The following is a 23,215-nucleotide window of genomic DNA, read 5'->3' on the forward strand; positions in this document are numbered from 1 at the left end:
GTAGTGAAACGATGCATCGCCGATGGTAGTGTGGGGTTTCCCCATGTGAGAGTAGGTCATCGTCAAGATTAAATTCCGAAACCCCAATTGCGAAAGCAGTTGGGGTTTTGTTTTGGGCGGTCGAAAAAAGAGTGCTCTTAACTCGGTTGATAGCCACTTGACCCCCGTTCGGGCAATTCAATACAAAGTGTTTCTGCATTTTTGGTATGGTGCAGCACCTGTTCCAAGGACTGATCTTTGCACCGCAGGATGCGGCATTGTCCCTGCTTAACGAGATGCTGTAGAAATGCCCGAAGCCATACCGATCAAAGACCACGAAAAAGAGCATCGCTTGGTCAACAAACGCCTGCTGGCCTGCGCAATACTGGTGCTTGGCATCACCTGCGCCCTAGTCGCCCGCATGTACTTCCTGCAAGTGGTTGAGTTCGACTATCACTCCACCATCTCCGAAAACAATCGTGTCCACGTCCTACCCATCACCCCGACTCGCGGCCTGATCTATGACCGGAACGGCGTGGTCCTGGCCGATAACCGCCCCAGTTATAACCTGACGATCACCCGCGAACGGGCGACCGACCTCAAAGGCGAGCTGGATTCGATCATCACTCTCCTGCACCTGCCAGCCGAAGACCGCGCAGTCTTTGACAAGGCCTTGAAGCAGGCGCGTCACCCATTTGTGCCCGTGACGCTGTTCTATGAATTGACTGAAGAACAGATCGCCATATTGGCCGTCAACGAATTCCGCCTGCCCGGCGTGGATGTGGAACCACAGTTCGTGCGTCACTACCCGTTGGGTGCACACTTCGCGCACTCCATTGGCTACGTGGGCCGTATCAACGAAAAAGAGTCAAAAGAGCTGGATTCGGTCGAGTATCGTGGCACGCAATCTATCGGCAAAACCGGTATCGAGCGTTTCTACGAGCCACAGTTGCACGGCCATGTGGGTTATGAAGAGGTCGAGACCAACGCCCAGGGCCGAGTCCTGCGAGTGCTCAAGCATACCGACCCGATCCCTGGTAAAAACATTGTCCTGAGCCTGGATATCAAGCTCCAGGAAGCCGCCGAAGAAGCCCTGGGCGATCGTCGTGGTTCAGTGGTTGCCCTTGATCCGCAAACCGGCGAAGTCCTGGCAATGGTCAGCAAGCCCAGCTTTGACCCCAACGCGTTTGTCACCGGCATCAGCTTCAAGGAATATGCCGCTCTGCATGATTCCATCGACCGCCCCTTGTTCAACCGGGTCCTGCGCGGGCTGTATGCGCCAGGCTCGACGATCAAGCCGGAAGTGGCCATCGCCGGTCTCGACAGTGGTGTCGTCACCGCACAGACACGGGTCTTTGACCCCGGTTACTACCAACTGCCCGACTTTGATCACAAATACCGCAACTGGAACCACAGCGGCGATGGCTGGGTAGATATGGACGCTGCCATCATGCGTTCCAACGACACCTACTTCTACGACCTGGCCCACAAACTGGGGATCGATCGCCTACACGACTATATGGCCGAATTCGGCCTGGGCCAGAAAGTCTCCCTGGATATGTTCGAAGAGTCGGCTGGCTTGATGCCGTCCCAGGCCTGGAAACGTGCGACGCGCCGCCAGCCGTGGTTCCCGGGCGAAACCGTGATCCTTGGCATCGGCCAGGGCTATATGCAGGTCACGCCATTGCAACTGGCCCAGGCCACCGCGCTGATCGCCAACAAGGGCGTGTGGAATCGCCCGCATCTGGCCAAGACCATCGACGGTGTACCGCCCGTGGATGAACATCCCATGCCCAATGTCGTCCTTAAGAACCCCCGCGACTGGGACCAGGTCAACCACGGCATGCAAATGGTGATGCACGATCCGCGCGGGATCGCCCGCGCATCGGCCGCCGGCGCGCAGTACCGGATCGCCGGCAAGAGCGGGACCGCACAGGTGGTGGCGATCAAGCAGGGGGAGCGCTACAACCGGCTCAAGACCCGCGAGCGCAATCGCGATAACGCATTGTTCGTCGGCTTCGCCCCGGCTGAGCACCCGAGGATCGTGATTTCAGTGATGATCGAAAACGGCGAGGCGGGCGGCCGCGTAGCAGGCCCGGTGGTACGCCAGATCATGGATGCCTGGCTGCTTGACCAACAGGGCCACCTCAAACCGCAGTACGCTACCCCGGCCAAGGCACCGGGTGACCCTCACGTATAGGACACCTGCCACCGCGGACTCGGCCAACACCTTCAAGGCCCAGTCGTTCGGCCACTGTCAGCGACGAGGCCCTGCATTCAAGGGCGCCGAAGCCATCCTCGCTACTACGGCCAGGAACGCACTGCGTCCCTGGCCGTGCCCTACGATTGGTGAGCTACTTGATCACCACCGGGTTCACCGGTGCGCCGCTGCCACCGACAATCTTCAACGGTGCAGCGGTATAGAGGAACTTCCACTGACCGTCGTCAGCGCAATCGGCGGCCAGTTCCTCCAGCAGCACAATCTCGGTAAAGGCGATACCGAGGTTGCGCATCAGCGCACAATGCAATGGAATCTGCACCCCCGACACCGGATCGGTGATCACCTCATTGGCGATGGTGTCGGTCACCAGGTTGGGGATTTCCATGGTATGGAACCACTCCACCAACTCCCGGCTGTAGGTCAGGCCAGGCTCCACCAGGTCCTTGAAGAACTCAGTCTTGCCATACTCGTAGAACGCGCCCATGGAGCCGGTACGGATGATCAGGATGTCGCGTTTTTCGATGGTCACGCCCTGGGCCTTGGCAGCCGCCAGCAAGTCCAGGTGGTTGAAGGTTTCGCCACGGCCCAGGTATTTCTTGCCGCGATGGCGAGCCATGTCGATCAGCACCGCGCGCCCGACCACGCCACGTTCGGCAATCGCCAGCACACTGGCCTTGGCCATGCCGCCGACGGTGCTCATGGCGTCGTAGCCGTTCCACAGTTGATTGTCGTACCAGGCATGCCCGAGGGCGTCGTACTGGGTCGAGCCTTGCAACTGCATGAAGATCACATCGTCGCAATACGCCGCGCCACCGGTCATTTCGGGTTGCTTGCCGAAGTGATAGTGGCTGTGATCCAGGGTATTGAAGCGCATCGACGGGTTGCGCGCCGGCCACATCGGGTCGCCGCCCGGATGGCCGATCTGCACCTGCAGCGTGAAGGTCTTGCCCTGGCGCACCGAGGCCACGCCGCGCAGCACTTCGGCTTCGGTCAGGTAATTGAGGGCGCCGACCTCATCGTCCGGTCCCCATTTACCCCAGTTCTTTGGCAGGCCATCGAGTAATTGCTTGGTGCTCGGTTCGTTCTTGTTATGTAAGTCACACATATCGACTCCGATCCCTATGGTCGTTGAGTTACACGCAGCGCCCACCATCGACTTCAAGGCAAGTGCCGGTGATAAAAGCCGCTTCGTCCGAGGCCAGGTACAGGCAGGCATTGGCCACGTCTTGCGGGGTGGAAAAACGTCCCAGGGGGATAGTCGCCATGAACTTCTGACGGTTTTCCGGGGTGTCCGGCACACCCATGAACTCACTGAGCAGCGCAGTGGCGCCGACCACCGGGTTCACGCAGTTGACGCGGATATTGTCCGGACCCAGTTCCGCTGCCATGGTCTTGCTCATGACCACCACCGCGCCCTTGCTGCCGTTATACCAGACCAGCCCGGGGCGCGGGCGGATCGCCGCAGTCGAGGCAATATTGACGAACACGCCGCCGCCCTGGCCGCGAAAGTGCGGCACAAAGTGCTTGGCGCTAAGGAAGATACTTTTGACGTTGACCGCGAACACCCGGTCGAACTCGGCCTCGTCCACTTCCAGCATCGGCCGGTTGCGGTGGGTGGTGCCGGCGTTGTTGATGACGATATCCAGCCCGCCGAATTGCTCCAGGGTCGCCCGCAGCAGCGCGCCCACGCTTTCGTCGTTGGCCACGTTGACCTCGACGAAATGAGCATGGCCGCCGCTGGCTGCGATCTCATTGACCACCCGCTGGCCGCCGGTGGCGTTCATGTCGGCGACGATAACCCGCGCACCTTGTTGGGCGAAGGTCTTGGCGATGCCCTCACCAAAGCCGGAACCGGCGCCGGTGACGATGGCTACTTTGTTTGCAAGACGCATGGAGTGTTCTCCTTTCTTGTTGTTGTAATGGCTTAGCCGTGTTTGATCGCAATGGTCTTCAAGGTGGTAAAGCCCAGCAGGGCCTCGAAGCCTTTTTCGCGGCCATAACCGCTGGACTTGACGCCGCCGAAGGGCAGTTCAACCCCGCCGCCGGCCCCGTAGTTATTGATGAAAACCTGGCCGCAGCGCAGTTTGCGGGCCAGGCGCATCTGCCGGGCGCCGTCGCGGGTCCACACGCCGGCGACCAGGCCGAAATCGCTGCCGTTGGCCAGGCGGATGGCCTCGGCTTCGTCGTCGAAGGGCATCACGGCCAGCACCGGGCCAAAGACTTCCTCCTGGGCCAGGCGGCTGTCGGGCGGCACGTCGCGAAACAGCACCGCTTCCTGGAAGTAACCGCCACTGCCGGCCTCGGCCATCACCTGGCCGCGCGCGGCAACGGGGATGCCGGCCTGCTCGGCTTCGCGCACAAACTCGCGCACCAGGCGCTGTTGCTTCTGGTTGATCAGCGGGCCCATATCCAAGTCCAGCGCCGAAGGCCCGGTGCGCAGCTCGGAAAAGCGCTGGCTGAGCCTGGCCAGCACCGTTTCATACACGCTGCGCTCTACCAGCAAGCGGCTACCGGCAGAACAGGTCTGCCCGCAGTTCTGCACAATGGCATTGACCAGCACCGGCAGGGCTTCCTCCAGGTCCGCATCGGCGAACACCAGTTGCGGTGATTTGCCGCCCAGTTCCAGGGTCACCGGGCAATGCCGCTCTGCGGCCGCTTTCGATACCGCGGTGCCGGTCACGGTGGAGCCAGTAAAGGAGATGTGATCGATTCCCGGATGGCTGCACAACGCAGCGCCCGCTTCGTAGCCATAGCCGGTCACCACATTGATCGCGCCCGCCGGAAAGCCCACGTCGGCGGCGATCTGTGCCAGGCGCAGCAGCGACAGGCTGGCATCCTCGGCCGGCTTGACCACGCAAGCATTGCCCGCCGCCAGGGACGCACCGACGCTGCGGCCGAAGATCTGCATCGGGTAATTCCACGGGATGATATGCCCCGTCACCCCATGGGGCTCGCGCACCGTCAGCACCGTGTAGCCGTTTTGATAGGGCAGGGTTTCGCCGTGCAACTTGTCGGCGGCGCCAGCGTAATACTCGAAGTAGCGGGCGAGGGCGGTGGCATCGGCCCGTGCGACTTTCAGCGCCTTGCCGGTGTCCCGTGCCTCGATCTGCGCCAACTCTTCGTGGTGTTGCAACACGGCCATACCGAGCCTGGCCAGCAAGCGGCTGCGCTCCAGGGCCGACAACGAGCCCCATGGACCATCAAAGGTCTCGCCCACGGCCTGGCGGGCGGCGCTGACGGCGGTGTGGATATCGGCAGCGGTGCCCCGGGCGATGCTGGAATAGGTTTCGCCACTGCTGGGATCAATCACCGGAATGTCTTCCTGCGACGTCGAGGCCTGCCATTGGTTGGCGATGTAGTGTGCGTTGATCATGTTCAGCTCCTGTTCCCGGCGATGCATTCGGCGATGGCTACGCCCACTTCAATCGTGCTGGCGCTGCCGCCCATTTCCCGGGTGCGTGGACCTTCGGCAAGTACCGTCTCGATGGCCGAGACAATGGCGGCGGCGGCCTGTTGGTAGAGCGGGTTGCCATTGCCCAGATGCTCGATCATCAACGCCGCCGACCAGATCTGCCCGATGGGGTTGGCCACGCCGAGCCCGGCGATATCCGGTGCCGAGCCGTGCACCGGCTCGAACAGCGACGGGTAGCGTCGCTCGGGGTTGAGGTTGGCCGACGGGGCAATACCGATGGTGCCGGTACAGGCCGGGCCGAGGTCGGAGAGGATGTCGCCAAACAGGTTGGAGGCCACCACCACGTCAAACCAGTCCGGGTGTTGCACGAAGTGCGCACACAGAATATCGATATGGAATTTAGCGCTCTTGACGTCCGGGTAGCGCTGGGCGATCAGGTTCACCCGCTCGTCCCAGAATGGCATGGTGATGGAAATACCGTTGGATTTGGTGGCGGCCACCAGGTTCTTGCGCGGTCGCTGCTGGGCCAGTTTGAAGGCATAGTCCACCACCCGGTCCACGCCTTCGCGGGAGAAGATCGACTCCTGCACCGCGATCTCGCGCGGCGTGCCTTCCCACATCCGCCCGCCGACGCTGGAGTATTCGCCCTCGGTGTTTTCCCGCACCACGATAAAGTCGATATCCCCCGGCACACGGCCGGCGAGCGGGCAGGGCACGCCGGGCATCAGGCGTACCGGGCGGATGTTGATGTACTGGTCGAACTGGCGGCGGATCTTCAGCAGCGACTCCCACACCGCCGTGTGGTCGGCGATGATGTCCGGTGCGCCCACGGCACCGAAGAAGATCGCGTCATGGCTGCCGATCTGCTCGGCCCAGTCGTCCGGCATCATGCTGCCGTGGGCCAGGTAGTGCTCGCTGCACCAGGCGAAGTGATCGAACTCAAAGGCAATGCCGAAACGCCGGCTGACAGCCTCCAGTACACGCAGGCCTTCGGGCACCACCTCGCGGCCGATACCGTCGCCGGGAATCACGGCAATACGATGGGGGGTGCTGGTCGTGGAATTGGACACGCCGTGTCTCCTGTTTTTGTTGTTGTCAGTGAGGCGGGGACATTCTTGGCACAGCTGCAGCGGTGGGGGAATTGCTGATTATGGAAGTGGCCTTCGCAAAACTCGAAGGCCAGTGGTTAGGCGCGATGGCAGGCACCGAGGTAGTCGAACAGCGCCAGGCTTGTAGGCGAAGGCTGTTGCTGGCGGGTGCAGAGGTACATCTGGCGGTCGGCCCAAGGGTCGTCGATTTCGATAAAGCGCAAGGCCATTTCCTTGCGAAAGATCTGCACTGCACCCTGGGGCAACACGCCAACCCCTTGCCCGGCGGCAATCAGTCGGCACACGGCTTCAAAGCTGCGTACCTGGACCCGCAGGCGCAGCGGCATGCCAATCGCGGCGGCGGCTTCGGTGATCAGTGCGGTGATGGCGGCGTTATCTTCCAGACCGACAAAGTCATAGCCCAGCAAATCCGCAAAGCGCGCATGGCGCATCTTGAACGGATGATCATCGGGCACCAGCAGGCACAGGCGGTCCTGGCAGTAAGGGACAAAGCGCAGGTCCTCGCCGCCGGGTTGGGTGGTGACGATCCCCACATCGGCCACGCCATCGCGCACCGCCTGGAGGATTTCGCGGCTGCGCTCCTCGCGGATATCCAGGCGGATACCGGGATGCAGGGCGTTCCACTGGGTCAATTGGTTGGGCAGTTGCTGGCTCATCGCCGAGCTGTTGGCATACAGGCACACACGGCCGGTGGCGCCCTTGGCGTAGTCGGCAAGGTCGGCATGCATTACGTCTACCGCGCGCAAGATCGACAACCCATGCTCGACCAGCACTTCCCCGGCCGCCGTCGGCGAGACGCCGGTCGAGGAGCGGTGCAACAGGGCGACCTTGAAATGCTGCTCGAGCAACGACAGACGTCGGCTGGCCGCTGACAGCGAGAGGTGCGACTGCTCGGCAGCCCGGGACAGATTGCCCAGCTTGACCGTCTTGAGGAACAGCTCGATGGAGGTGAGATCGGGGGCCATGCCAGAGTCCTTGTGCGCGGTCTGTGAAAACTACGCAGTTGGGGCCGGGCTGTCCAATCGGTTGCCTGCGCTTTTGATACAGACTTGGAGGCGCCGCCGATCCCTCGACTTTTGTGAAGGGCAGAAAATTTCTATTAAGGCCTTATGGCGGATGCCGAGTAGAATCGCGCCCTGAAAGCGATTCCTGAGGTGCGGCAAGGTGGATTTACAGCAGGGTTTTGTCCTGACCCGGCATTGGTCCGATACCCCGGCGGGCACGCAGGTCAGCTTTTGGCTGGCGACCGACCAGGGGCCGCGGTATATCCGTCTGCCGGTGCAGCCTTCGGTGATGTTTATTCCCGTGGCCCATCGCGAGCACGCGCAACGGGTGCTCAAGGGCGAGCGCGATGTGGATCTGCGACCGCTGCAGTTGTGTGACTTCCATCACCGCCCGGTCCTGGGCCTCTATACCCGCCAGCATCGCCAGGCAATGGACCTGGAAAAACGTCTACGCCAGGCCGGTGTGGATGTTTATGAAGGCGATGTACGCCCCCCCGAACGCTACATGATGGAACGCTTTATCACCGCGCCCGTGGCGTTTGGCGGCACTCCGGGCGAGGGCGGGATGCTGCTGGAGGCGCAGATGAAGCCGGCGCCCGACTACCGCCCGGCGTTGAAGCTGGTGTCTCTGGATATCGAAACCACCGCGCGCGGTGAGCTGTATTCCATCGCCCTGGAAGGCTGCGGCGAGCGGCAGGTGTATATGCTCGGCCCGCCGAACAAAACGGACACCGTGGATTTCAAGCTCGAATACTGCGACAGCCGCGGCCAGTTGCTGGAGCGCCTGAACCAATGGCTGGCGCAACACGACCCCGACGCGATCATCGGCTGGAACCTGGTGCAGTTCGACCTGCGGGTCCTCCACGAGCATGCCCAGCGCCTTAATGTGCCCTTGTTGCTCGGCCGTGGCGGCGAAGCCATGGCCTGGCGTGAACACGGCAGCCGTAACCATTACTTCGCTGCCGCTGCAGGGCGCCTGATCATCGATGGCATCGAAGCCCTGCGTTCGGCAACCTGGAGCTTTGAGTCATTCAGCCTGGAAAACGTCGCCCAGACCCTGCTTGGCGAAGGCAAGTCGATTTCCACGCCTTACCAGCGCATGGACGAGATCAATCGCATGTTCGCCGAGGACAAGCCCGCCCTGGCGCGCTACAACCTCAAGGACTGCGAGCTGGTGACGCGGATTTTCGCAAAGACCGAGCTGCTCAAATTCCTGCTGGAGCGAGCCAGCGTCACCGGCCTGCCGGCGGATCGCAACGGCGGTTCAGTGGCGGCGTTCACCCATTTGTACATGCCACTGATGCATCGCCAGGGCTTTGTCGCCCCCAACCTGGGGGACAAACCACCCCAGGCCAGCCCTGGCGGTTTTGTCATGGATTCGCGGCCGGGGCTTTACGAGTCGGTGCTGGTGCTGGACTACAAAAGCCTTTATCCGTCGATCATTCGCAGCTTCCTGATCGACCCCGTAGGCCTGATCGAAGGCCTGCGCCACCCTGACGACAGCGAGTCGGTGGAAGGCTTTCGCGGTGCGCGGTTTTCTCGCACCCGGCATTGCCTGCCGTCGATTGTGGCGCGGGTCTCCGAAGGCCGCGAGGTGGCCAAGCGTGAGCATAATGCGCCGTTGTCCCAGGCCCTGAAGATCATCATGAATGCCTTCTACGGCGTACTGGGTTCCAGCGGCTGCCGGTTCTTCGACACGCGGCTGGCGTCGTCCATCACGATGCGCGGCCACCAGATCATGCGCCAGACCCGCGAACTGGTCGAAGCCCAGGGGTATGAAGTGATCTATGGCGACACCGACTCCACCTTTGTCTGGCTCGGGAGTGCCCATTCCCAGGAGGATGCCACGCGCATCGGCCAGGGGCTGGTGCAGCACGTCAACCAGTGGTGGCGCGAACGTCTGCAAAGCGAATTCGGCCTGCAAAGCGCCCTGGAATTGCAATACGAAACCCACTTCAGCCGCTTCCTGATGCCGACCATTCGCGGTGCGGAGGAGGGCAGCAAGAAGCGCTACGCCGGCCTGGTGACCCGGGCCGATGGCAGTGAAGAAATGATCTACAAAGGCCTGGAAACCGTGCGCAGCGACTGGTCGCCCCTGGCCCGCCAATTCCAGCAGGAACTCTACCAGCGCATCTTCCACCGCCAGCCCCACCAGGACTATGTGCGCGACTACGTGCGCCGCACCCTCGCCGGCGAATTCGATGAGCTGCTGATCTACCGCAAGCGCCTGCGCCGCCGACTGGGCGATTACGAGCGTAACGTGCCGCCCCATGTGCGGGCCGCGCGCCTGGCCGATGAGTACAACGACCGCGAGGGCCGCCCACACCAGTACCAAAATGGTGGCTGGATTCGCTACGTGATGACCGTCAATGGCCCTGAGCCCCTAGAAGTGCGCCAGGCGCCGATTGACTACGACCACTACGTCACCCGGCAATTGCAGCCGGTGGCCGACGCGATCCTGCCGTTTGTCGATGACGATTTCAGCACCTTGGTCGGTGGTCAGATGGGCTTGTTTTAACAGCGGGAAAACGCTTCACTCTGGACGCTGAACCTGTCGGAGGAACGCCCCATGCACACGCTCTACGGCACACAAAGCTCAGGCTCATGCATCGTCGAAATCGCCCTGCAACGTTGCGGCGTGCCGTGGCAACAGGTGGACGCCAGCCCCTGGGGCGATGCGGCGGGGATGGAGGCCCTTGGGCAGATCAACCCGCTGCGGCAAATCCCCACCCTGCAACTGCCGGATGGCAGCGTGCTGACCGAGAGCGCGGCGATCCTGATCCACCTGGGCCTGGAGTATCCAGACTCTGGGTTGCTGTCCGGCAACCGCGCCCAGATCATTCGTGGCCTGGTGTATATCGCCGCCAACTGCTATTCGGCGATCACCATCATCGACTACCCGCAACGCTTTCTCGACGACGCCGATGAGACGGTGCAGGCGCAATTGATCGCGGGCACGCAACAGAAACTGCACCGAACCTGGCAGGTATTTGCCGAGCAGTTTGCCGGGCAACTTTTTACCCCACAGGGGTTGCCCAATGCCTTGGGCATCATGGCGGGCGCCGTGTCCCGTTGGGAGGGCGTGCGGGACGTCCTGCAGCATTCCCACCCCGCGTGCGCCCAGGCCCTGGCGCAGGTGGATGGCGATCCGCAGGTAGCTCCGGTATTTGCCTGGCACTGGCCGGATTGGCCCGGGCAGTGAGCCCTGGTAATCAGAGGAAACAATGAGGCCCGAGGGGCCTCAAGCCCTTGCGTCGCGGGCGTCCTGGCCTACTCTTTCTGATAGTCGCGTAGGAATCATCCTTGAAATTGGCTGTCGCAGACATGAAACTCAAAAACTCTGCATGGAATTGGAAGGAGGTACGCATGCTCGTCCGGTCGCTGACCCTGGCTACCTTGATGGCGTTTACGGGGCCGTTGTTGGCTGCGGATAACCGAGGCCCGCTGGAACAGGATCAAGGCAAATTCCGCCCGCTGATCGTGATTGCACCCAGCTCTATCGACCCGACTCAGGTCAAGCTCAAGCAAGACCTTGAGCAGCCTGAGAACAAACAGAAGTTCACCGAGCGCAACATGGTGCTCTACACCGTGAACTACACGAACATCGGCATCGTCGGCCAGCGTGATGGCAAGGACCTTGACCCCCAGAACGCCGCTGCGCTGATCCGTGCGCTTAAGCTTGGCGCCAGTGCCGGTACCAAAGTGATTCTGGTGGGCAAGGACGGCGAGAAGAAAGTCGAAAAGACCGTACCGCCCGATACCCTGGACCTTGCAGAGTTCTTCGCCGAAATAGACAAGATGCCAATGGCAGAAAAAGAAGCCGCCGCCCCGACCGAGCCTGAACCCGCCGCACCGGCTGCGGGCAAGCCTGGCGCCAAAGTCAAACCAGGCAAGCACGCGCCGCAACCCCTGGAAGACTAAGCGTACTTATTGTGGCGAGGGGGCTTGTCCCCCGTTGGGCTGCGCAGCAGCCCCAAAAACAGGCGCTACGGAGTATCTGATACACCGCACTCGGCTTACTGGGGCTACTTCGCAGGACTGCGCGGGCGATGCGGCGTTCCGACAAGCCAGCTCCCTCTTTGTTTGGTGGTGTGGCCAAAACGCTGCGCCCGACAAAGATCCCCTGTAGGAGCACCACGCGCAGGCTTTTGCTGTGCGCAGCTCACGCCTTCCACGGCTTGAGCCACAGCCCCAACCCCACCAGTACCCCGGCGCCCGCCAGGGTACTCAAGCCCAGTTGCCAGCCATCGTTGTGCAACGGGTGCAGAACCAGCGCCGCCGCTCCCAGCAACACCACACTCAACCCCCACTGCAACGGCCAGCCCAGTTGCCCGAGCAGGTGTTGGCGTTGCATCAGCAGCAGGTTGGTGACGATCACCCCACCCAGGGCCGCCAAGGCAATGCCCGGCAGGCCGAAAAAGTACGGCAGCACTATCAGCAGGCCGGCATTGACCAGGCTGCCTAGCAGTTCACATTTGAGCGGCAGGCGCGTATCGCCGCTGGCGTAGGCATAACGGGCGAGCATGGCGTTCCAGGCGCCGAACACCAGGGGCGTGGCGAACCAGGCGAGCAGGGCGGGCAGTGGGCCGTCGGCGCTTTGCGCGGGCATCAGCAGGTGAATCAGCACGGGGCTGGCGCCAATCAGGCCGAGGGCCGCCGGCAGGCTCAGCAGGGTGGCGGCGTCCAGGCCACGGCGTAGCAGCGCCAGGCGTTGTTGGCCTTGCTCACCACTCATCATCCCCAGCAATACCTGGTTAAGGCTCATCAGGGCAATCAGCGGCAGGTTGATCAGTTTGCGCGCCAGGTTGACCCAGGTCACCGCGCCTTCGCCCAGGTAACTGGCGATCAGCCGTTCGAGCAAGGCCAGGCCCTGGCTGGCGACGTTACTTGCCAACAGCGGACCGATACGCCCCAGCAGCTCGCGGCCGGCCAGGACATCGCCCTTGACCTGCCAGGGGCGCCAGCCGAACGACCAGACCGGCGCCAGTAGCGGCAGGCACATCAACACGCTGCCGGCAAAAAAACACAGCGCCAGTTCCGCGCTGTCGCTGGCCGTGCCCTGGATAAACAGGTACAGCACTGGCGGCAGGTTGAACAGTAACGAGCCCAACCCCGGCAGCACAAAGCGCTGGCGCGCCTGCAACGGAATACTGAACAGGCCATGCATCACCAGCCCCGGTGCACAGGCGGCCAGCCAGCGCAGGTTGGCAGCGGCCTGGTCGTGGGCGGCGGCGTCCAGCCCCGGGCCGATCAGCCGCACCCACAATGGCGCGCCCAGTGCCAACAGGGCGAACAGGCCCAGGCCCACGCCGAGCAGGCGCGGCGACAGGCTGGCCAACCAGGCTTGCTGGCGCTGCGCATCACGTTGTTGATAGAGGGGCAGGGCAGCCGCTGCGAGCAAGCCGGCGGCCAGGGTCATGCGCAGCGCTTCGGGCAGAAACACCGCCACCAGGAACCCGTCGCTGCGGCTGCCCGCACCCCAGGCCGCGACCAGCAGCCATTCCCGGGCAAAGCCGGCCACCAGCCCGGCGAGGGTCGCCAGGGTCAGCCACAGGGTGCTGCCAAACATCAGTGGAACAGGGTGAACAGGCCCTTGCCACCCACCTTGTAGTTCAGCCCGCGAACGCGTTCGCCCATGACTTTGGCGCCGGTGCCACCGACAATTTTGTACGGCGCGACGGTTTTGGCCACCACGGTATTGGCGGTCACCACCGAGCCTTCGCACAGATGGGTGCCGAAACCGATCAGTGCCCGGCTGCCGATCCACACGTAGTCGTCGATATAAATCGCCCCGGAAATCGACCAGAACTCCGGCGCCTGCAAGTCATGGCTGCCGGCGATGATCAGTACATGGGAGGCAATCGCCACATGGTTGCCGATCACCAGGCCAGAGCGCGCATCCACCTGGCAATGCCAGCCGATCACCGTGTCGTCACCCACTCTGAGGTTGTGGATGCCTAGCACCTCGGTGTTGCGCCACAGGCTGGAGCCCTTGCCGATCTTCGCGCCGCCCAAGCGCAGCCAGCCGATACGGATGTGGTGGCTGGGGATCTTGTTGATCAGGATGTTGTAGGCCATGTCCCAGGCGCTGCGCCAGCGGTCCTTGAGGGTTGCCAGGTTCTTGCCATAGATCGGCAGGAACTGCGCCGGGATATCCTGTTTCATGCGATGGAACAAGCGGCGTGCCACCGGATGTCCAATGGTCGGTTCTACGTCGAAGGAGGTCATCCAGAAGAGTTTGTTGCTGCCTTCGCCTTCTTCAAAAACCACCTCGTTGGCCAGGCACCAGGCCAAGCCATCTTGCAAGTCTTCCAGGCTCACGCCGAGTTCGCTGGCCAGGGCGGGCAGGCGGTCACGCAGGTCGGGGGAGTGAATAGTGCGATGTTTCATGGTCGGTCATCCTTTGGCACGGAAACAGGAGCGGTAATGGTCGGGCTCAGGCGCACCTGTTGCAGGCTGATGCCCATCAACAGCCAGAACAGCGCGATCAATACAAAGGTGAAGCTGAAGTAGTGGTCGAAAATCCCGGTCAGCAGCGCCGCCAGCACGCCGCACACGCAGCCCAGCCACAGCGCGTTGTCGGCGGTGACCTTGCGCACCGAGCCAAGCGGCCGCACTTCGCGCCACCACAATACGGTGACGGCGATAAACAACAGCATCCCGGGAATGCCGATCTTGTAGATGAAGTTCAGCCACAGGTTGGAAATCCCCAGCAGGTTGCTGCCCGGCACCGGTGGGTCGATTTTGAAGCCGATGCCTAGCGGGTACTTGGCCATTACTTTGGGGAACCCGGCGTACTCGTCGAAGCGGATCTCGGTACTGGCGTTGGTGGTCGAGAACATCGTCATCAAACGGTCCTGCAACGGCGGATAGAACATCACCAGGGCGATCACAAAGGCGACGCCGATGCCGATAATCCGCCCGCTGTTGGGCACACGCTTATAGGTCAGCCAGATCAGGATCAGCGCCAGGGCCACAATCGCGCCCCGGGAGATACTCAGCAGCAGCCCGGCGCAACCGAGCACGGCCACCGCCAGGCCCAGGGCGCGGCGCCAGCCGGTGCGGGTCCAGCCGTAGAACAGCGCCAGCGGGATAAACAGCACCAACACGCCACCGGTCAGGTTCGGGTGAACCCAAGGCGAGGCCATGCGCTTGTAGTTGGCCGAGAAGATGTCCTTGACCGCCTCGGGGTGGGCGTATTTGAGGTCGGTGAGGATGTCGATCATCGACATCGCATTGCGCGTCTTGAGGAACATGAAGATCGACAGCAACAGCATCGCCAGGTTGCCCAGCAGCAGGGCGACCACCACTTTGTCGCGGTCGGCATCGGTGCGCAGCAGCAGCGGCACGATAAACAGCAGCGACAGGTTCATCAGCCAGCGTACCCAGTTGACCGGCCCATTGCCCTCGGCGTGGATGATGATCATGCCCCAGATAAACGGGATGGTGCTGAACAGCATCAGCCACATCAATGCCCGTTCGGTGGGGCGCCAGACCATGAAACCACGGGTCTTGCCGATAAACGATTGCCAGAACACCCCGGCCCAGGTCAGGCCCAGCACGGCTTCGCTGATGGTGGTGCGGATCCCCAACTGCAAGGTGGTGTAGGGAATACTGGTGGCCAAGACGGCAAAGATCAGCAGCCCCCACAAGGGTTTGCGGATCAGGGTCAGCGCCACGCCCACGCCGACCACTATCATAAAGACCTTCATCGGCGGCAGCGCCAACAGCAAGCCACCGAAGACCAGGCCCAGGAGCAGACTAACGAGTTTTCCTGGCAGCATTAGCGGTTCAATTCCTTGAGCAGTTTATCCAGGCGCAGGCGATAGGCCGGTTCGGCAAATTGCCGGGCCCACGTGCGTTGCAATTGGGGGTCGGCCTTGGCCCCAGGCGCTGCCAGTGACAGCATCAATGTTTGCAGTTGCCCGGCGTCGTCGGGGGCAAAGCGCGGCGCCGTGGGCGGCGCCACTTCATCCAGGGCCGAACCACGGGCCACCGCCACTGGCGTGCCGACACTCAGCGCTTCCACCACCGGCAGGCCAAACCCTTCGGCATAGGAAGGCTGCCACAGGTATGCGGCCTGCCGGTACAGCGCCTGCAACTGGCCGTCGGACAGGCCGTTGCGCCAATGCAGGCCGGGCAAGTCGCCGAGGGTCGCCGGCACATCGCTGGCGTGGCCAACCAATACCAAATCCGGCACGCTCGGGTCCTGGGCGCGGCTGGCTTGCCATTGCGCAAGAAAGAACGCCATGTTCTTGCGTGGCTCACGGGTGCCCACCACCAGCCAGTAGCGCGCGGGCAAGCCCTCGGGCAGCGGCTCGGGTGCTTCGGTGAACTGCGGCACCAAGTTGTTCAACACCCGGAACTTGGCCCGCGCCCAGGGAAACAGGCGCGCGGCTTCATCGCACGAGAACTGCGACGGGCACCACACCCGATCCGCCTGCCAGACCGACCAGGCAATCGACGCGCCATCGATCAGGCGATAGGCCAGGGCCTTGAGTCGGGAGCGATGGAAGTTGCGGTGGGTCAGTTGGAACAGGTCGTGCAGCACCAGCACATAGCGGGTGCCTGCGGGTTTGCGGCACAAGGGCAAGCCCATATTGGCCGTGGCGATGTACAACTCGATCCGCTGTTCGTGGATCCCACGGGGCAAAAAACCGCGTTCAAAGCGCAGCCGCACCTGGGGGCGTTGCAGGCCTTCCAGCGGGCTGGTCCAGGACGGGCACACCGCCGTATCGCGCTGGGGATGATCCAGTGGTGCTTCGCTAAACAGCACCACTTCAGTGTTGTCCCGGGAGCGCAAGGCTTGCTCCAGGGCCAGGACCTGACGGGCGATGCCCGACGACGGCGCGACCGTGGCGGGGCGGTAATCCAGGGCTACGCGCATGCTTGGGGCTCCTGATAGGTAGGCAAGGTGCGGTAGATCTGCTCCAGTTCGTTACCGGCCACCGCCCAGTCGTGATAGTTGCGTGCGTAGTCCCGCGCGGCATCCGCCAGTTGGCGGGCCAGCGCCGGTTCGTCCAGCAGGCGCACAATGGCGTCGGCCAGGGCTTCGGCGCTTTCACCGGCCAGATAATGTGCCTGCGCCTCGACCGCCAGCCCGGACACGCCCTGGGCGGTGCTCACCAGCGGCAGACCTGCGGCCATTGCCTCCAGCACTTTGAGTTTGGAGCCGCCGCCGTGGCGCAGGGCGGCGACAAAACCTGCGCAGCGGCGCTGCAAGGCGGTCAGGTCGGGGACAAAGCCCTGCCATTCAATACGTTCGTCCGGCCAGCGCTCGCGCCAGTGTTCGGGCAAGCCGAAGCCGGCCACCGCCAGGCGGGCGCCGGGGCACTGCAACCAGACCCTGGGGAAGATTTCGTCGAGCAGCCACTGCACCGCGTCGAGGTTCGGCGCGTATTCGTAGTTGCCGACAAACAGCAGGCGCTGGCTCTGCGCATCGGCGCTGACTGTGCTGAATGCACGGCTGTCGACCCCGTTGACCACCACGCTCACCGGGGTCGCGGTCAGTTGGCCGATGGCCTGGGCATCGGCCTGGGTCACGGCCACCACATGGCACGCCGCATCAAACGCCTTGCGTTCCCACTGCCGGCAGCGCCACTGGTCGTAGCGCACGAACGGCCCGGCCCATTTCGGGAAACGGTCATAGGTGGCGCCGCCCAGGCTGGATTCCAGGTTGTGCTCGGTGAGCACGAAATCCCGCGATTGCTGGCGCAGGATATTGAAGTACGGTTGCAGGCTGTAGCTGTGTTCGACCTGGATCACATCCCAGGTTTCGTCCAGCAGTTCGCCAAAGCGCGCCTGCAATAGCGGCGACAGGCCGTTGACCGTGGTCAGCAGCGGCCAGGGCGCAAACACCCCGGCGAGCAGGGTCATGGGGTGTTTGAGCGGCCGGCGTGGTACCACGATCAGGCGTTCGAGCAAGGGCTCAAGGGCGGCGTGCACAGCGGCGTCGGCCGCCGTCTTCGATTGCACCAGCAAGGTGATGCGGTGCCCGCGCTCACTCAAGGTACGCAGCAAATGGTACTGCCGGGTCTTGCCGCCGCTGGTCATCGGCCACGGCAGATAGGGCACAATCCACAGGATTCTCACGTGCAGCTCTCCATGCCTGGGCGTGCTACCACACCAGTATCTGCAACGACGGTTTCACCACGGGGCGAATGCCGTTGTAATCGTTAAGGGCTTGCCTGGCGCCGGTCAATGGGTCCAGCAACTCGGCGTGCTGTACTTTGGGCAAGGTGATGCTGGTGCCTTCAGCGCTCCAGTACATCAACAGGTGTTTACCGTCTTCGCGGGTCCAGGCCACGCTGTAGAAAGTCTTGGGTACGTCCTCCAGTACCGGAGTGACGCCCGGCTTGAGCGTCGGCCCGGTGATCTCGAGGAAGCGGGCGAGGGCGCTATAGACCGGCTTGGGTTCGCCGTTGAGGTCGAGCAGGCCGTAGTGCTGGTCACGCACCGAGGCGCGTTCATCCAGGTCGGACAGGGCAAACAGGAAGATCTTCTGGTAGTCCTGGGACGCCATCAGCGCCAGGCGGCGCAAGGTGAAATCGGCCTGGCCGTCGACGCCGATCAGGTCCTGCATCTCCTTGGGCCCGGCATAGCTGGACCAGCCCCACTCGGTAGCCCACACATCCTTGACTCCGGCACCGTGCAGCACCGCATTGAGCTGGTCGCCGCGCAGCAGTACTTCATTCTTGCCCGGTTCGTCGGTTTCCGGGGTCATCGAATACGGGTGATACGCCGCCACCATGCCCAGGGTTTGTACGCCCATTTTGCCGAGGGCTTCGAACATCAGGCTCTTGCCGCTCGGTGGCATCTGGCTGTAGTAGGCCATGCCGCCCATCACCTGGATCTTGTCCGGGGCGGCGATGTTCAGCGCCTGGTGACTGGCCAGCAGCAAGCGTGCGTATTCCTCGGCATTCACCTGCGGGCGCCAATTGTTCGGCAGGTTCTGTTCGTTCCACACCTGCCAGGCGTTGATATTCGGGTAGCGCTTGGCCAATAGCGCCAGGCGCAGGGCGTACACGTTGGCATCCCTTGGGCGGTACTGGTCCTGGAATTGCGCGCCCTTGGGGGCGGTGGTGATGAAGGGCGCCGAGCCGACGAGGTAGAACACCGAGCGGATCTTCTCGGCCGTCAGGGTGCGGTCCAGTTCGTCGAAGGTGCTCAGTTGATAGTCTTCTTCCTTGGGTTCCAGGCGGTCCCAGTGCAGGTCGACACGCACCCAGTCCAGCCCCAGCTTCTGGTATTGGCGGATCTGCTTCTGGTACTGCTCGGGCTTGAACCACAGAAAATGCGCGTTCACCCCCAAAAATTCTCGCCAGACCACGGTGCGCTGGGGCGCCAGGTTGACCGGCTCCGCATCGACCTTTTCACTGAGCAGCAGTGCGCCGCCCACGGCAAGGGCAATGACCAATGGCAGGTAGCGCCACATCGGGCGAGTAGAGGACGTGTTCATCGCAAAGGCTCCTTGACTGCGGCCTGGAACAACTCGGTAAAGCGTTGGGCGGTATTGGCCCACTGGCGCTGGCGGCCGATGTCGGCAGCGTGGTCGGCCCACTGGCGGGCCTGTTGCGGGTCGAGGATCAGGCGGCTCAAGGCATCGCTCAACGAGGTGATATCACCCTGTTGATAGGTGATGCCATTGCCACCGGCAACTTCTTCGGCGAAGGCGCGGGCGTTGGAGGTAATCACCCCGCGCCCGCAGGCATTGGCCCAGGACAGCGCGCCACTGGTGCCGCGCATCTGGCCAAGGAAGCCGAGCTTTTTCGATTCGCGGTACGGCAGCACCATCACATGGTGCGCCTGGATCGTGCGCGGGATATCGGCTGAAGGCAGGTCCAGTTGCCAGTCCACCACATCGCCCAGTTGCAGGGTGGCGATCAGTTGGCGCAGGCCATCGAGGTAGTTGCCGGCTGGGTCGAAGGTCATTTCCGGCGCGGTGCCACCGGCCAGGGTCAGGCGCACCTGGCCACGGCATTGCGGGTGGGTGGCCAGGGCGCGGGCCAGGGCTTGCAGCAGGTCTTCGATGCCCTTGCCCCGGTAGATAAAGCCGAAGTACAGCAGGCGCAACGGTTGCAACGGCGGCAAGGCCGCGGGGGCGATGGGCAGGTTGCCGTGGGCAATCACCGCCACTTGTTCGGGATTGAGGCCCATGCGCTGGCGCAGGCAGTCGCCACCCAGGCGGGTGAGGGTGATCAGGCGACGCATGCTTTTGGCCAGGCGCCGCTCTTCGTAAAGGGTCAATGGATCGGCCAGCAACGCCGCCGCCTGGGGCAGCGGGTGGGGCAGGCGTTCGAGCAGGGTCAGTGGGAAGAACAGCTTGGCCCGGCGCCAGATCAGGCGTTCCGGATCGTGCACCGTGGCGGTCAGCGGCAATTGCGGCTGGGCCCGGCGCAGGTAATCCAGGGCCTGGAATTCGGCAAAGCGCCCGCCGCCCAGTTCGGCATGCACCAGGTCCACGCCGCGCCAGTCAAAGGCTTGCAGGCGCTGCAACTGTTGCGTCAGGTCCAGGCAACCTTCCAGGGGCGTCAGCACCTCCAGGCCGCGTTCGCGCAACGCGCTGCGTAAATGCGCAGCGTAGTCGGCGATCCCGGTCTGTTCCGGCGGCAGTGGCGCCAGCAGCGCAATGCGCATCAGGCCGCACCGCGCCAGCTGTTGATCCGCGCCAGGACATTGGCCGGCACTTCAAAACGGCGGCGGTTGAGGATCATCCCGTCGACTTTGCCGAACGCAGTGGTCAGCAACGACAGGGCGTTCTCGATGGTCGGCACGGTACTGGTGCGAGCTTCGATCACCAGCACAATCTGGTCGGCGCGGCGCAGGGTAAGGAATGCCTGGGGGTTGGACGACAGGGCAGACGCGTCCAACAGCAGCACTTCACCTGGCTTCGCGGCCTCGCTGCCGTTGACCGAAACGCGGTGGCCACGCTCTTCGAGCAGGCGCTTGAGTTGCTCGATGATAAAGCTCACGCCTTCGCCATGCCGTGCCGAGGTCAGGCCCAGGGCAAAGCCCTCGCTAGCGATACGCTCGGCGGGCAGCAGGCTGTACAGGCGGTAGATGCTGGCGGTGAGGGCTGCCGGCGTGGCGTGTTGCACATCGGGGATGCTGCTCCACAGCGGTACACCGAACACTTCCTGCAAGCGCGCACCATCGTGGATACGCTGGTCCAGCAGGTACAGCACATAGATGGTCAGCAAACCGACGGCCAGGCCGGCAGGAATGGTGAACAGCAGAATCAGCAGGCTCTTGGGAAACACACGCGCCGGGTTAAGGGTGGCGTGTTCGATCAGGGCGATGTTGCTGATCTGGCTGCTGTCCAGTTCGTGGTCGATGCGCGCCTGTTCGAGGTTTTCCGAGTACAGCGCGTAGCTTTTCTCGGCGGTGCGCAGTTGCTGGGTCAGCTTGTTCAGTTCAGGTTCATCGGTCATCGCCTGGTCACGCTGGGCGCGCAGTTCGGCGAGGGTCTTGTCGTAGTTCTCGATTTCCCCGGCCAGTTTGCGCTCCTGCAACTGGGCGTCGATGATCTGCTGCTTGACGTTGATCACCAGGCTGTTGGGCGCGGTGTTTTGCGAGCGTTCCAGGCGTGTCGCTTCCTGGGCGCTGAGGGCCTCCATGTCGCGGATGTTCTGCTCGATCTGGTTGACCTGCGGCGTACCTGGCAAGTAGGTGCGCAGCAGGCGTGCGCGTTCCACCTGCAGGGCATTGAGTTGGCGCTTGAGGTCAAGCTGGGTCGGGTTGAGGCTGGTTTCCCGGGCCGTTACCACTTCCGCTGGCTGGCTCTTGATCTGCTGGCTGGCGTTGGCCAGGAAGCTGCGGATCCCCGCGATCTGGTTTTGTGCGGTGACCTTGGCGTCGGTGACGCGGTCGATCTGGTTGGTCAGGTTTTTCAGGCGCGCATCCACGCTGATCGAATCGATCTGCTTCAAGCGGCCCTGCAGTTCATCCTTGAGCCCCTGGATATTGGTGGCGACCTTGGTACGCTCGGCTTCATAGAAGGTATGCAGGCTCTTGCGCCCGAGAATCCGCGCACGTTCTTCGAGGTAGGCATCGACCCAGGTCTCGACGACCTTTTGCGCGATGACCGGATCGTCCCAGGTGAAGGAAATCTCGATCACCGAGGAACCCGGTTCGTGGCCGGCTTCGAAGTTTTTCTCCAGCTTGGTCGCCAGGCGTTCCAGCGGGCTTTGCTTCTCGGCAAGTCCCACGAACTGCAGGACGCTGCGCACCGCGTCGAGCACTTCGCCGGCGGCTTTCTTGACGTAGAACTTGGTGACTTTCCAGAAGCCCTGTGGCGGCTCGGACGTCATCGCCAGGTAGCGCTCGGCAACGATATGCACGATGGGCCGGCCGGTGAGCATCTTCTCCTCATCCACGATCGGGTCGTGTTGGGTGCTGGGCGCAATCAGCGTCTGGCGGTTGGCGGCTTCGATCGGCAACGTGGTGTTGTCCCGCCCGGGCTTGACCAGCAAGCGCGCGTCGGACTCGTAGCGAGCCGGCAACAGGAAGGCACCCAACACGGCCACCACAATCGTGGTGATCACGGCCAGTTTGAATTCGCGGCGGAAGATGAAAAACAGCCGCAAGAGGTCGCGTAGAGAGCGGATTTCGATCACAGGATCACTCCATTGAAAAAGCGTTGTATGCCAGATGGAATCAGCAGACTTGAGTGATACCAAGCCTGCTCCATGATCAGTTTGGCGAGAGATTGTAGGTGGTATCGCCGGACTTGTTATTGAGCTGATAATTCAAGCCCACTCCAACTCCTTTGTTAACCGGAAACAGCCTTGTGAAGTACATATCCACCGCTTCCACGGTGGCGCCGATGCCCGACTGAGGCACATAGATCAGGTCACCACGTTGCAGGGCCACCCGTGGGTGATTGGAGTCGGTCAGCATGCTGTTCAAGCTGATGAAGTAGGTCTTGTACTTGCCATCCGGGCCGGTACGCATTAACGCCACGTTAGAGCTATCCGCCGACGGCAAAACTCCCCCTGAACTCAGCAACGCCTGCTCCACACTGACATTGCCCGCCAGGTCGAAAAACGCCGGATTAGGCACCGCCCCACCGATAAACACCTTATTGCTCGGGGCGCTGGCGATGTTCACCGTCACCGCCGGTTCGCGGTAGATGCGCTTGTACTTGTCGGTAATTTCCTTGCCCAGGTCTTCAGGCGTGCGCAATGCCGCCTTGATCCGACCGATGTTGGGCATTGAGATCACCCCATCGGGACGCACGACAAATACCGTCATGTCGTCGGCTGCCGCCGGCTCCTGGGCATCGCGCACGATGCGCAGCAAGTCACCGCTCTGGATCAGCACCTGCGGCGGTGGCAGGTCGGCCAGGCCCAACGCTGCCTGGTGACCGGCCTTGAGCGTGTTGTTATCAGGAAGCGGCACCCGCGCAGGGGTCGAACAACCAGCCAGCCAGATCGAGGCACTCAACAGGCTGAACAGGGTAAGACGGGAACGTCGGTTGGTAGTCTTCATG

At 62.7% G+C, this 23,215-nt stretch carries 18 protein-coding genes; 4 read left to right on the forward strand and 14 right to left on the reverse strand.

Translation table 11 applies throughout. The features are described 5' to 3' along the window. Positions 1 to 286 precede the first annotated feature (286 nt). Positions 287 to 2,179, forward strand: a complete 1,893-nt coding sequence (gene mrdA, locus HBO09_RS24410) for a penicillin-binding protein 2 (protein ID WP_169997623.1) — start codon at positions 287 to 289, stop codon at positions 2,177 to 2,179. 154 nt (positions 2,180 to 2,333) lie between these two features. Here the strand turns inward: mrdA and HBO09_RS24415 are convergent, their stop codons facing one another. From HBO09_RS24415 to HBO09_RS24435, 5 genes are all read right to left on the reverse strand, one after another. After that, positions 2,334 to 3,305, reverse strand: coding sequence for a cyclase family protein (locus HBO09_RS24415; protein ID WP_169997621.1), 972 nt, complete (start codon positions 3,303 to 3,305; stop codon positions 2,334 to 2,336). Between the two features lie 28 nt (positions 3,306 to 3,333). Further along, positions 3,334 to 4,092 (reverse strand): SDR family oxidoreductase, encoded by a 759-nt coding sequence (locus tag HBO09_RS24420; RefSeq protein ID WP_159907053.1) that lies wholly within the window; start codon positions 4,090 to 4,092, stop codon positions 3,334 to 3,336. A 32-nt stretch (positions 4,093 to 4,124) separates the two neighbouring features. After that, entirely contained in the window at positions 4,125 to 5,573 is a 1,449-nt protein-coding gene (locus tag HBO09_RS24425) for an aldehyde dehydrogenase family protein (RefSeq protein WP_169997619.1), read from the reverse strand. 2 nt (positions 5,574 to 5,575) lie between these two features. Next, the gene (locus HBO09_RS24430; RefSeq protein WP_169997616.1) at positions 5,576 to 6,682 is read right to left on the reverse strand and encodes a tartrate dehydrogenase; all 1,107 of its coding nucleotides are present in this window, start codon (positions 6,680 to 6,682) and stop codon (positions 5,576 to 5,578) included. A 116-nt stretch (positions 6,683 to 6,798) separates the two neighbouring features. After that, positions 6,799 to 7,686, reverse strand: coding sequence for a LysR family transcriptional regulator (locus HBO09_RS24435; RefSeq protein ID WP_169997614.1), 888 nt, complete (start codon positions 7,684 to 7,686; stop codon positions 6,799 to 6,801). A gap of 199 nt (positions 7,687 to 7,885) precedes the next feature. On the opposite strand from HBO09_RS24435, the gene HBO09_RS24440 reads away from it, so the two are divergent. The 3 genes from HBO09_RS24440 (at position 7,886) to HBO09_RS24450 (ending at position 11,646) form a co-directional block, all read left to right on the forward strand. Beyond that, entirely contained in the window at positions 7,886 to 10,243 is a 2,358-nt protein-coding gene (locus HBO09_RS24440; RefSeq protein WP_169997611.1) for a DNA polymerase II, read from the forward strand. 51 nt (positions 10,244 to 10,294) lie between these two features. Continuing rightward, positions 10,295 to 10,927, forward strand: a complete 633-nt coding sequence (locus tag HBO09_RS24445) for a glutathione S-transferase (protein ID WP_169997609.1) — start codon at positions 10,295 to 10,297, stop codon at positions 10,925 to 10,927. A gap of 164 nt (positions 10,928 to 11,091) precedes the next feature. After that, the gene (locus tag HBO09_RS24450) at positions 11,092 to 11,646 is read left to right on the forward strand and encodes a DUF4174 domain-containing protein (RefSeq protein ID WP_169997607.1); all 555 of its coding nucleotides are present in this window, start codon (positions 11,092 to 11,094) and stop codon (positions 11,644 to 11,646) included. Between the two features lie 241 nt (positions 11,647 to 11,887). On the opposite strand, the gene HBO09_RS24455 is transcribed toward HBO09_RS24450, so the two are convergent. The 9 genes from HBO09_RS24455 to HBO09_RS24495 all read right to left on the reverse strand — a co-directional run bounded on the left by HBO09_RS24455 (position 11,888) and on the right by HBO09_RS24495 (position 23,214). Next, positions 11,888 to 13,294, reverse strand: a complete 1,407-nt coding sequence (locus tag HBO09_RS24455) for a lipid II flippase MurJ (RefSeq protein ID WP_169997605.1) — start codon at positions 13,292 to 13,294, stop codon at positions 11,888 to 11,890. After that, complete coding sequence (locus HBO09_RS24460) at positions 13,294 to 14,115, reverse strand: acyltransferase (protein ID WP_169997603.1); 822 nt, start codon at positions 14,113 to 14,115, stop codon at positions 13,294 to 13,296. Before HBO09_RS24460 ends, HBO09_RS24455 begins: the two co-directional genes overlap by 1 nt. After that, entirely contained in the window at positions 14,112 to 15,509 is a 1,398-nt protein-coding gene (locus HBO09_RS24465; protein WP_169997601.1) for an O-antigen ligase family protein, read from the reverse strand. The genes HBO09_RS24460 and HBO09_RS24465 overlap by 4 nt, the downstream gene beginning before the upstream one ends. Beyond that, complete coding sequence (locus HBO09_RS24470) at positions 15,509 to 16,612, reverse strand: glycosyltransferase family 1 protein (RefSeq protein ID WP_169997599.1); 1,104 nt, start codon at positions 16,610 to 16,612, stop codon at positions 15,509 to 15,511. The genes HBO09_RS24465 and HBO09_RS24470 overlap by 1 nt, the downstream gene beginning before the upstream one ends. Further along, the gene (locus tag HBO09_RS24475) at positions 16,603 to 17,817 is read right to left on the reverse strand and encodes a glycosyltransferase family 4 protein (RefSeq protein WP_169997597.1); all 1,215 of its coding nucleotides are present in this window, start codon (positions 17,815 to 17,817) and stop codon (positions 16,603 to 16,605) included. Before HBO09_RS24475 ends, HBO09_RS24470 begins: the two co-directional genes overlap by 10 nt. Positions 17,818 to 17,842: 25 nt before the next feature. Next, positions 17,843 to 19,183, reverse strand: a complete 1,341-nt coding sequence (locus tag HBO09_RS24480) for a beta-xylosidase (protein WP_169997595.1) — start codon at positions 19,181 to 19,183, stop codon at positions 17,843 to 17,845. Continuing rightward, positions 19,180 to 20,361, reverse strand: a complete 1,182-nt coding sequence (locus HBO09_RS24485; RefSeq protein WP_169997593.1) for a glycosyltransferase — start codon at positions 20,359 to 20,361, stop codon at positions 19,180 to 19,182. Before HBO09_RS24485 ends, HBO09_RS24480 begins: the two co-directional genes overlap by 4 nt. Next, positions 20,361 to 22,340: an exopolysaccharide transport family protein gene (locus HBO09_RS24490; protein WP_169997591.1), complete on the reverse strand. Its 1,980-nt coding sequence runs from the start codon at positions 22,338 to 22,340 to the stop codon at positions 20,361 to 20,363. The genes HBO09_RS24485 and HBO09_RS24490 overlap by 1 nt, the downstream gene beginning before the upstream one ends. Positions 22,341 to 22,416: 76 nt before the next feature. Continuing rightward, positions 22,417 to 23,214, reverse strand: coding sequence for a polysaccharide biosynthesis/export family protein (locus HBO09_RS24495; protein WP_169997588.1), 798 nt, complete (start codon positions 23,212 to 23,214; stop codon positions 22,417 to 22,419). Position 23,215 lies beyond the last annotated feature (1 nt).

This window comes from Pseudomonas sp. WS 5027 (genome assembly GCF_012985695.1).
Taxonomy (GTDB): Bacteria; Pseudomonadota; Gammaproteobacteria; order Pseudomonadales; family Pseudomonadaceae; genus Aquipseudomonas; species Aquipseudomonas hygromyciniae.

Coding starts and splice junctions, on each gene's coding strand:
- mrdA (WP_169997623.1), top strand. CDS start 287: ATGCCCGAAGCCATACCGATCAAAGACCACGAAAAAGAGCATCGCTTG.
- HBO09_RS24415 (WP_169997621.1), bottom strand. CDS start 3,305: ATGTGTGACTTACATAACAAGAACGAACCGAGCACCAAGCAATTACTC.
- HBO09_RS24420 (WP_159907053.1), bottom strand. CDS start 4,092: ATGCGTCTTGCAAACAAAGTAGCCATCGTCACCGGCGCCGGTTCCGGC.
- HBO09_RS24425 (WP_169997619.1), bottom strand. CDS start 5,573: ATGATCAACGCACACTACATCGCCAACCAATGGCAGGCCTCGACGTCG.
- HBO09_RS24435 (WP_169997614.1), bottom strand. CDS start 7,686: ATGGCCCCCGATCTCACCTCCATCGAGCTGTTCCTCAAGACGGTCAAG.
- HBO09_RS24445 (WP_169997609.1), top strand. CDS start 10,295: ATGCACACGCTCTACGGCACACAAAGCTCAGGCTCATGCATCGTCGAA.
- HBO09_RS24450 (WP_169997607.1), top strand. CDS start 11,092: ATGCTCGTCCGGTCGCTGACCCTGGCTACCTTGATGGCGTTTACGGGG.
- HBO09_RS24455 (WP_169997605.1), bottom strand. CDS start 13,294: ATGTTTGGCAGCACCCTGTGGCTGACCCTGGCGACCCTCGCCGGGCTG.
- HBO09_RS24460 (WP_169997603.1), bottom strand. CDS start 14,115: ATGAAACATCGCACTATTCACTCCCCCGACCTGCGTGACCGCCTGCCC.
- HBO09_RS24465 (WP_169997601.1), bottom strand. CDS start 15,509: ATGCTGCCAGGAAAACTCGTTAGTCTGCTCCTGGGCCTGGTCTTCGGT.
- HBO09_RS24470 (WP_169997599.1), bottom strand. CDS start 16,612: ATGCGCGTAGCCCTGGATTACCGCCCCGCCACGGTCGCGCCGTCGTCG.
- HBO09_RS24480 (WP_169997595.1), bottom strand. CDS start 19,183: ATGAACACGTCCTCTACTCGCCCGATGTGGCGCTACCTGCCATTGGTC.
- HBO09_RS24485 (WP_169997593.1), bottom strand. CDS start 20,361: ATGCGCATTGCGCTGCTGGCGCCACTGCCGCCGGAACAGACCGGGATC.
- HBO09_RS24495 (WP_169997588.1), bottom strand. CDS start 23,214: ATGAAGACTACCAACCGACGTTCCCGTCTTACCCTGTTCAGCCTGTTG.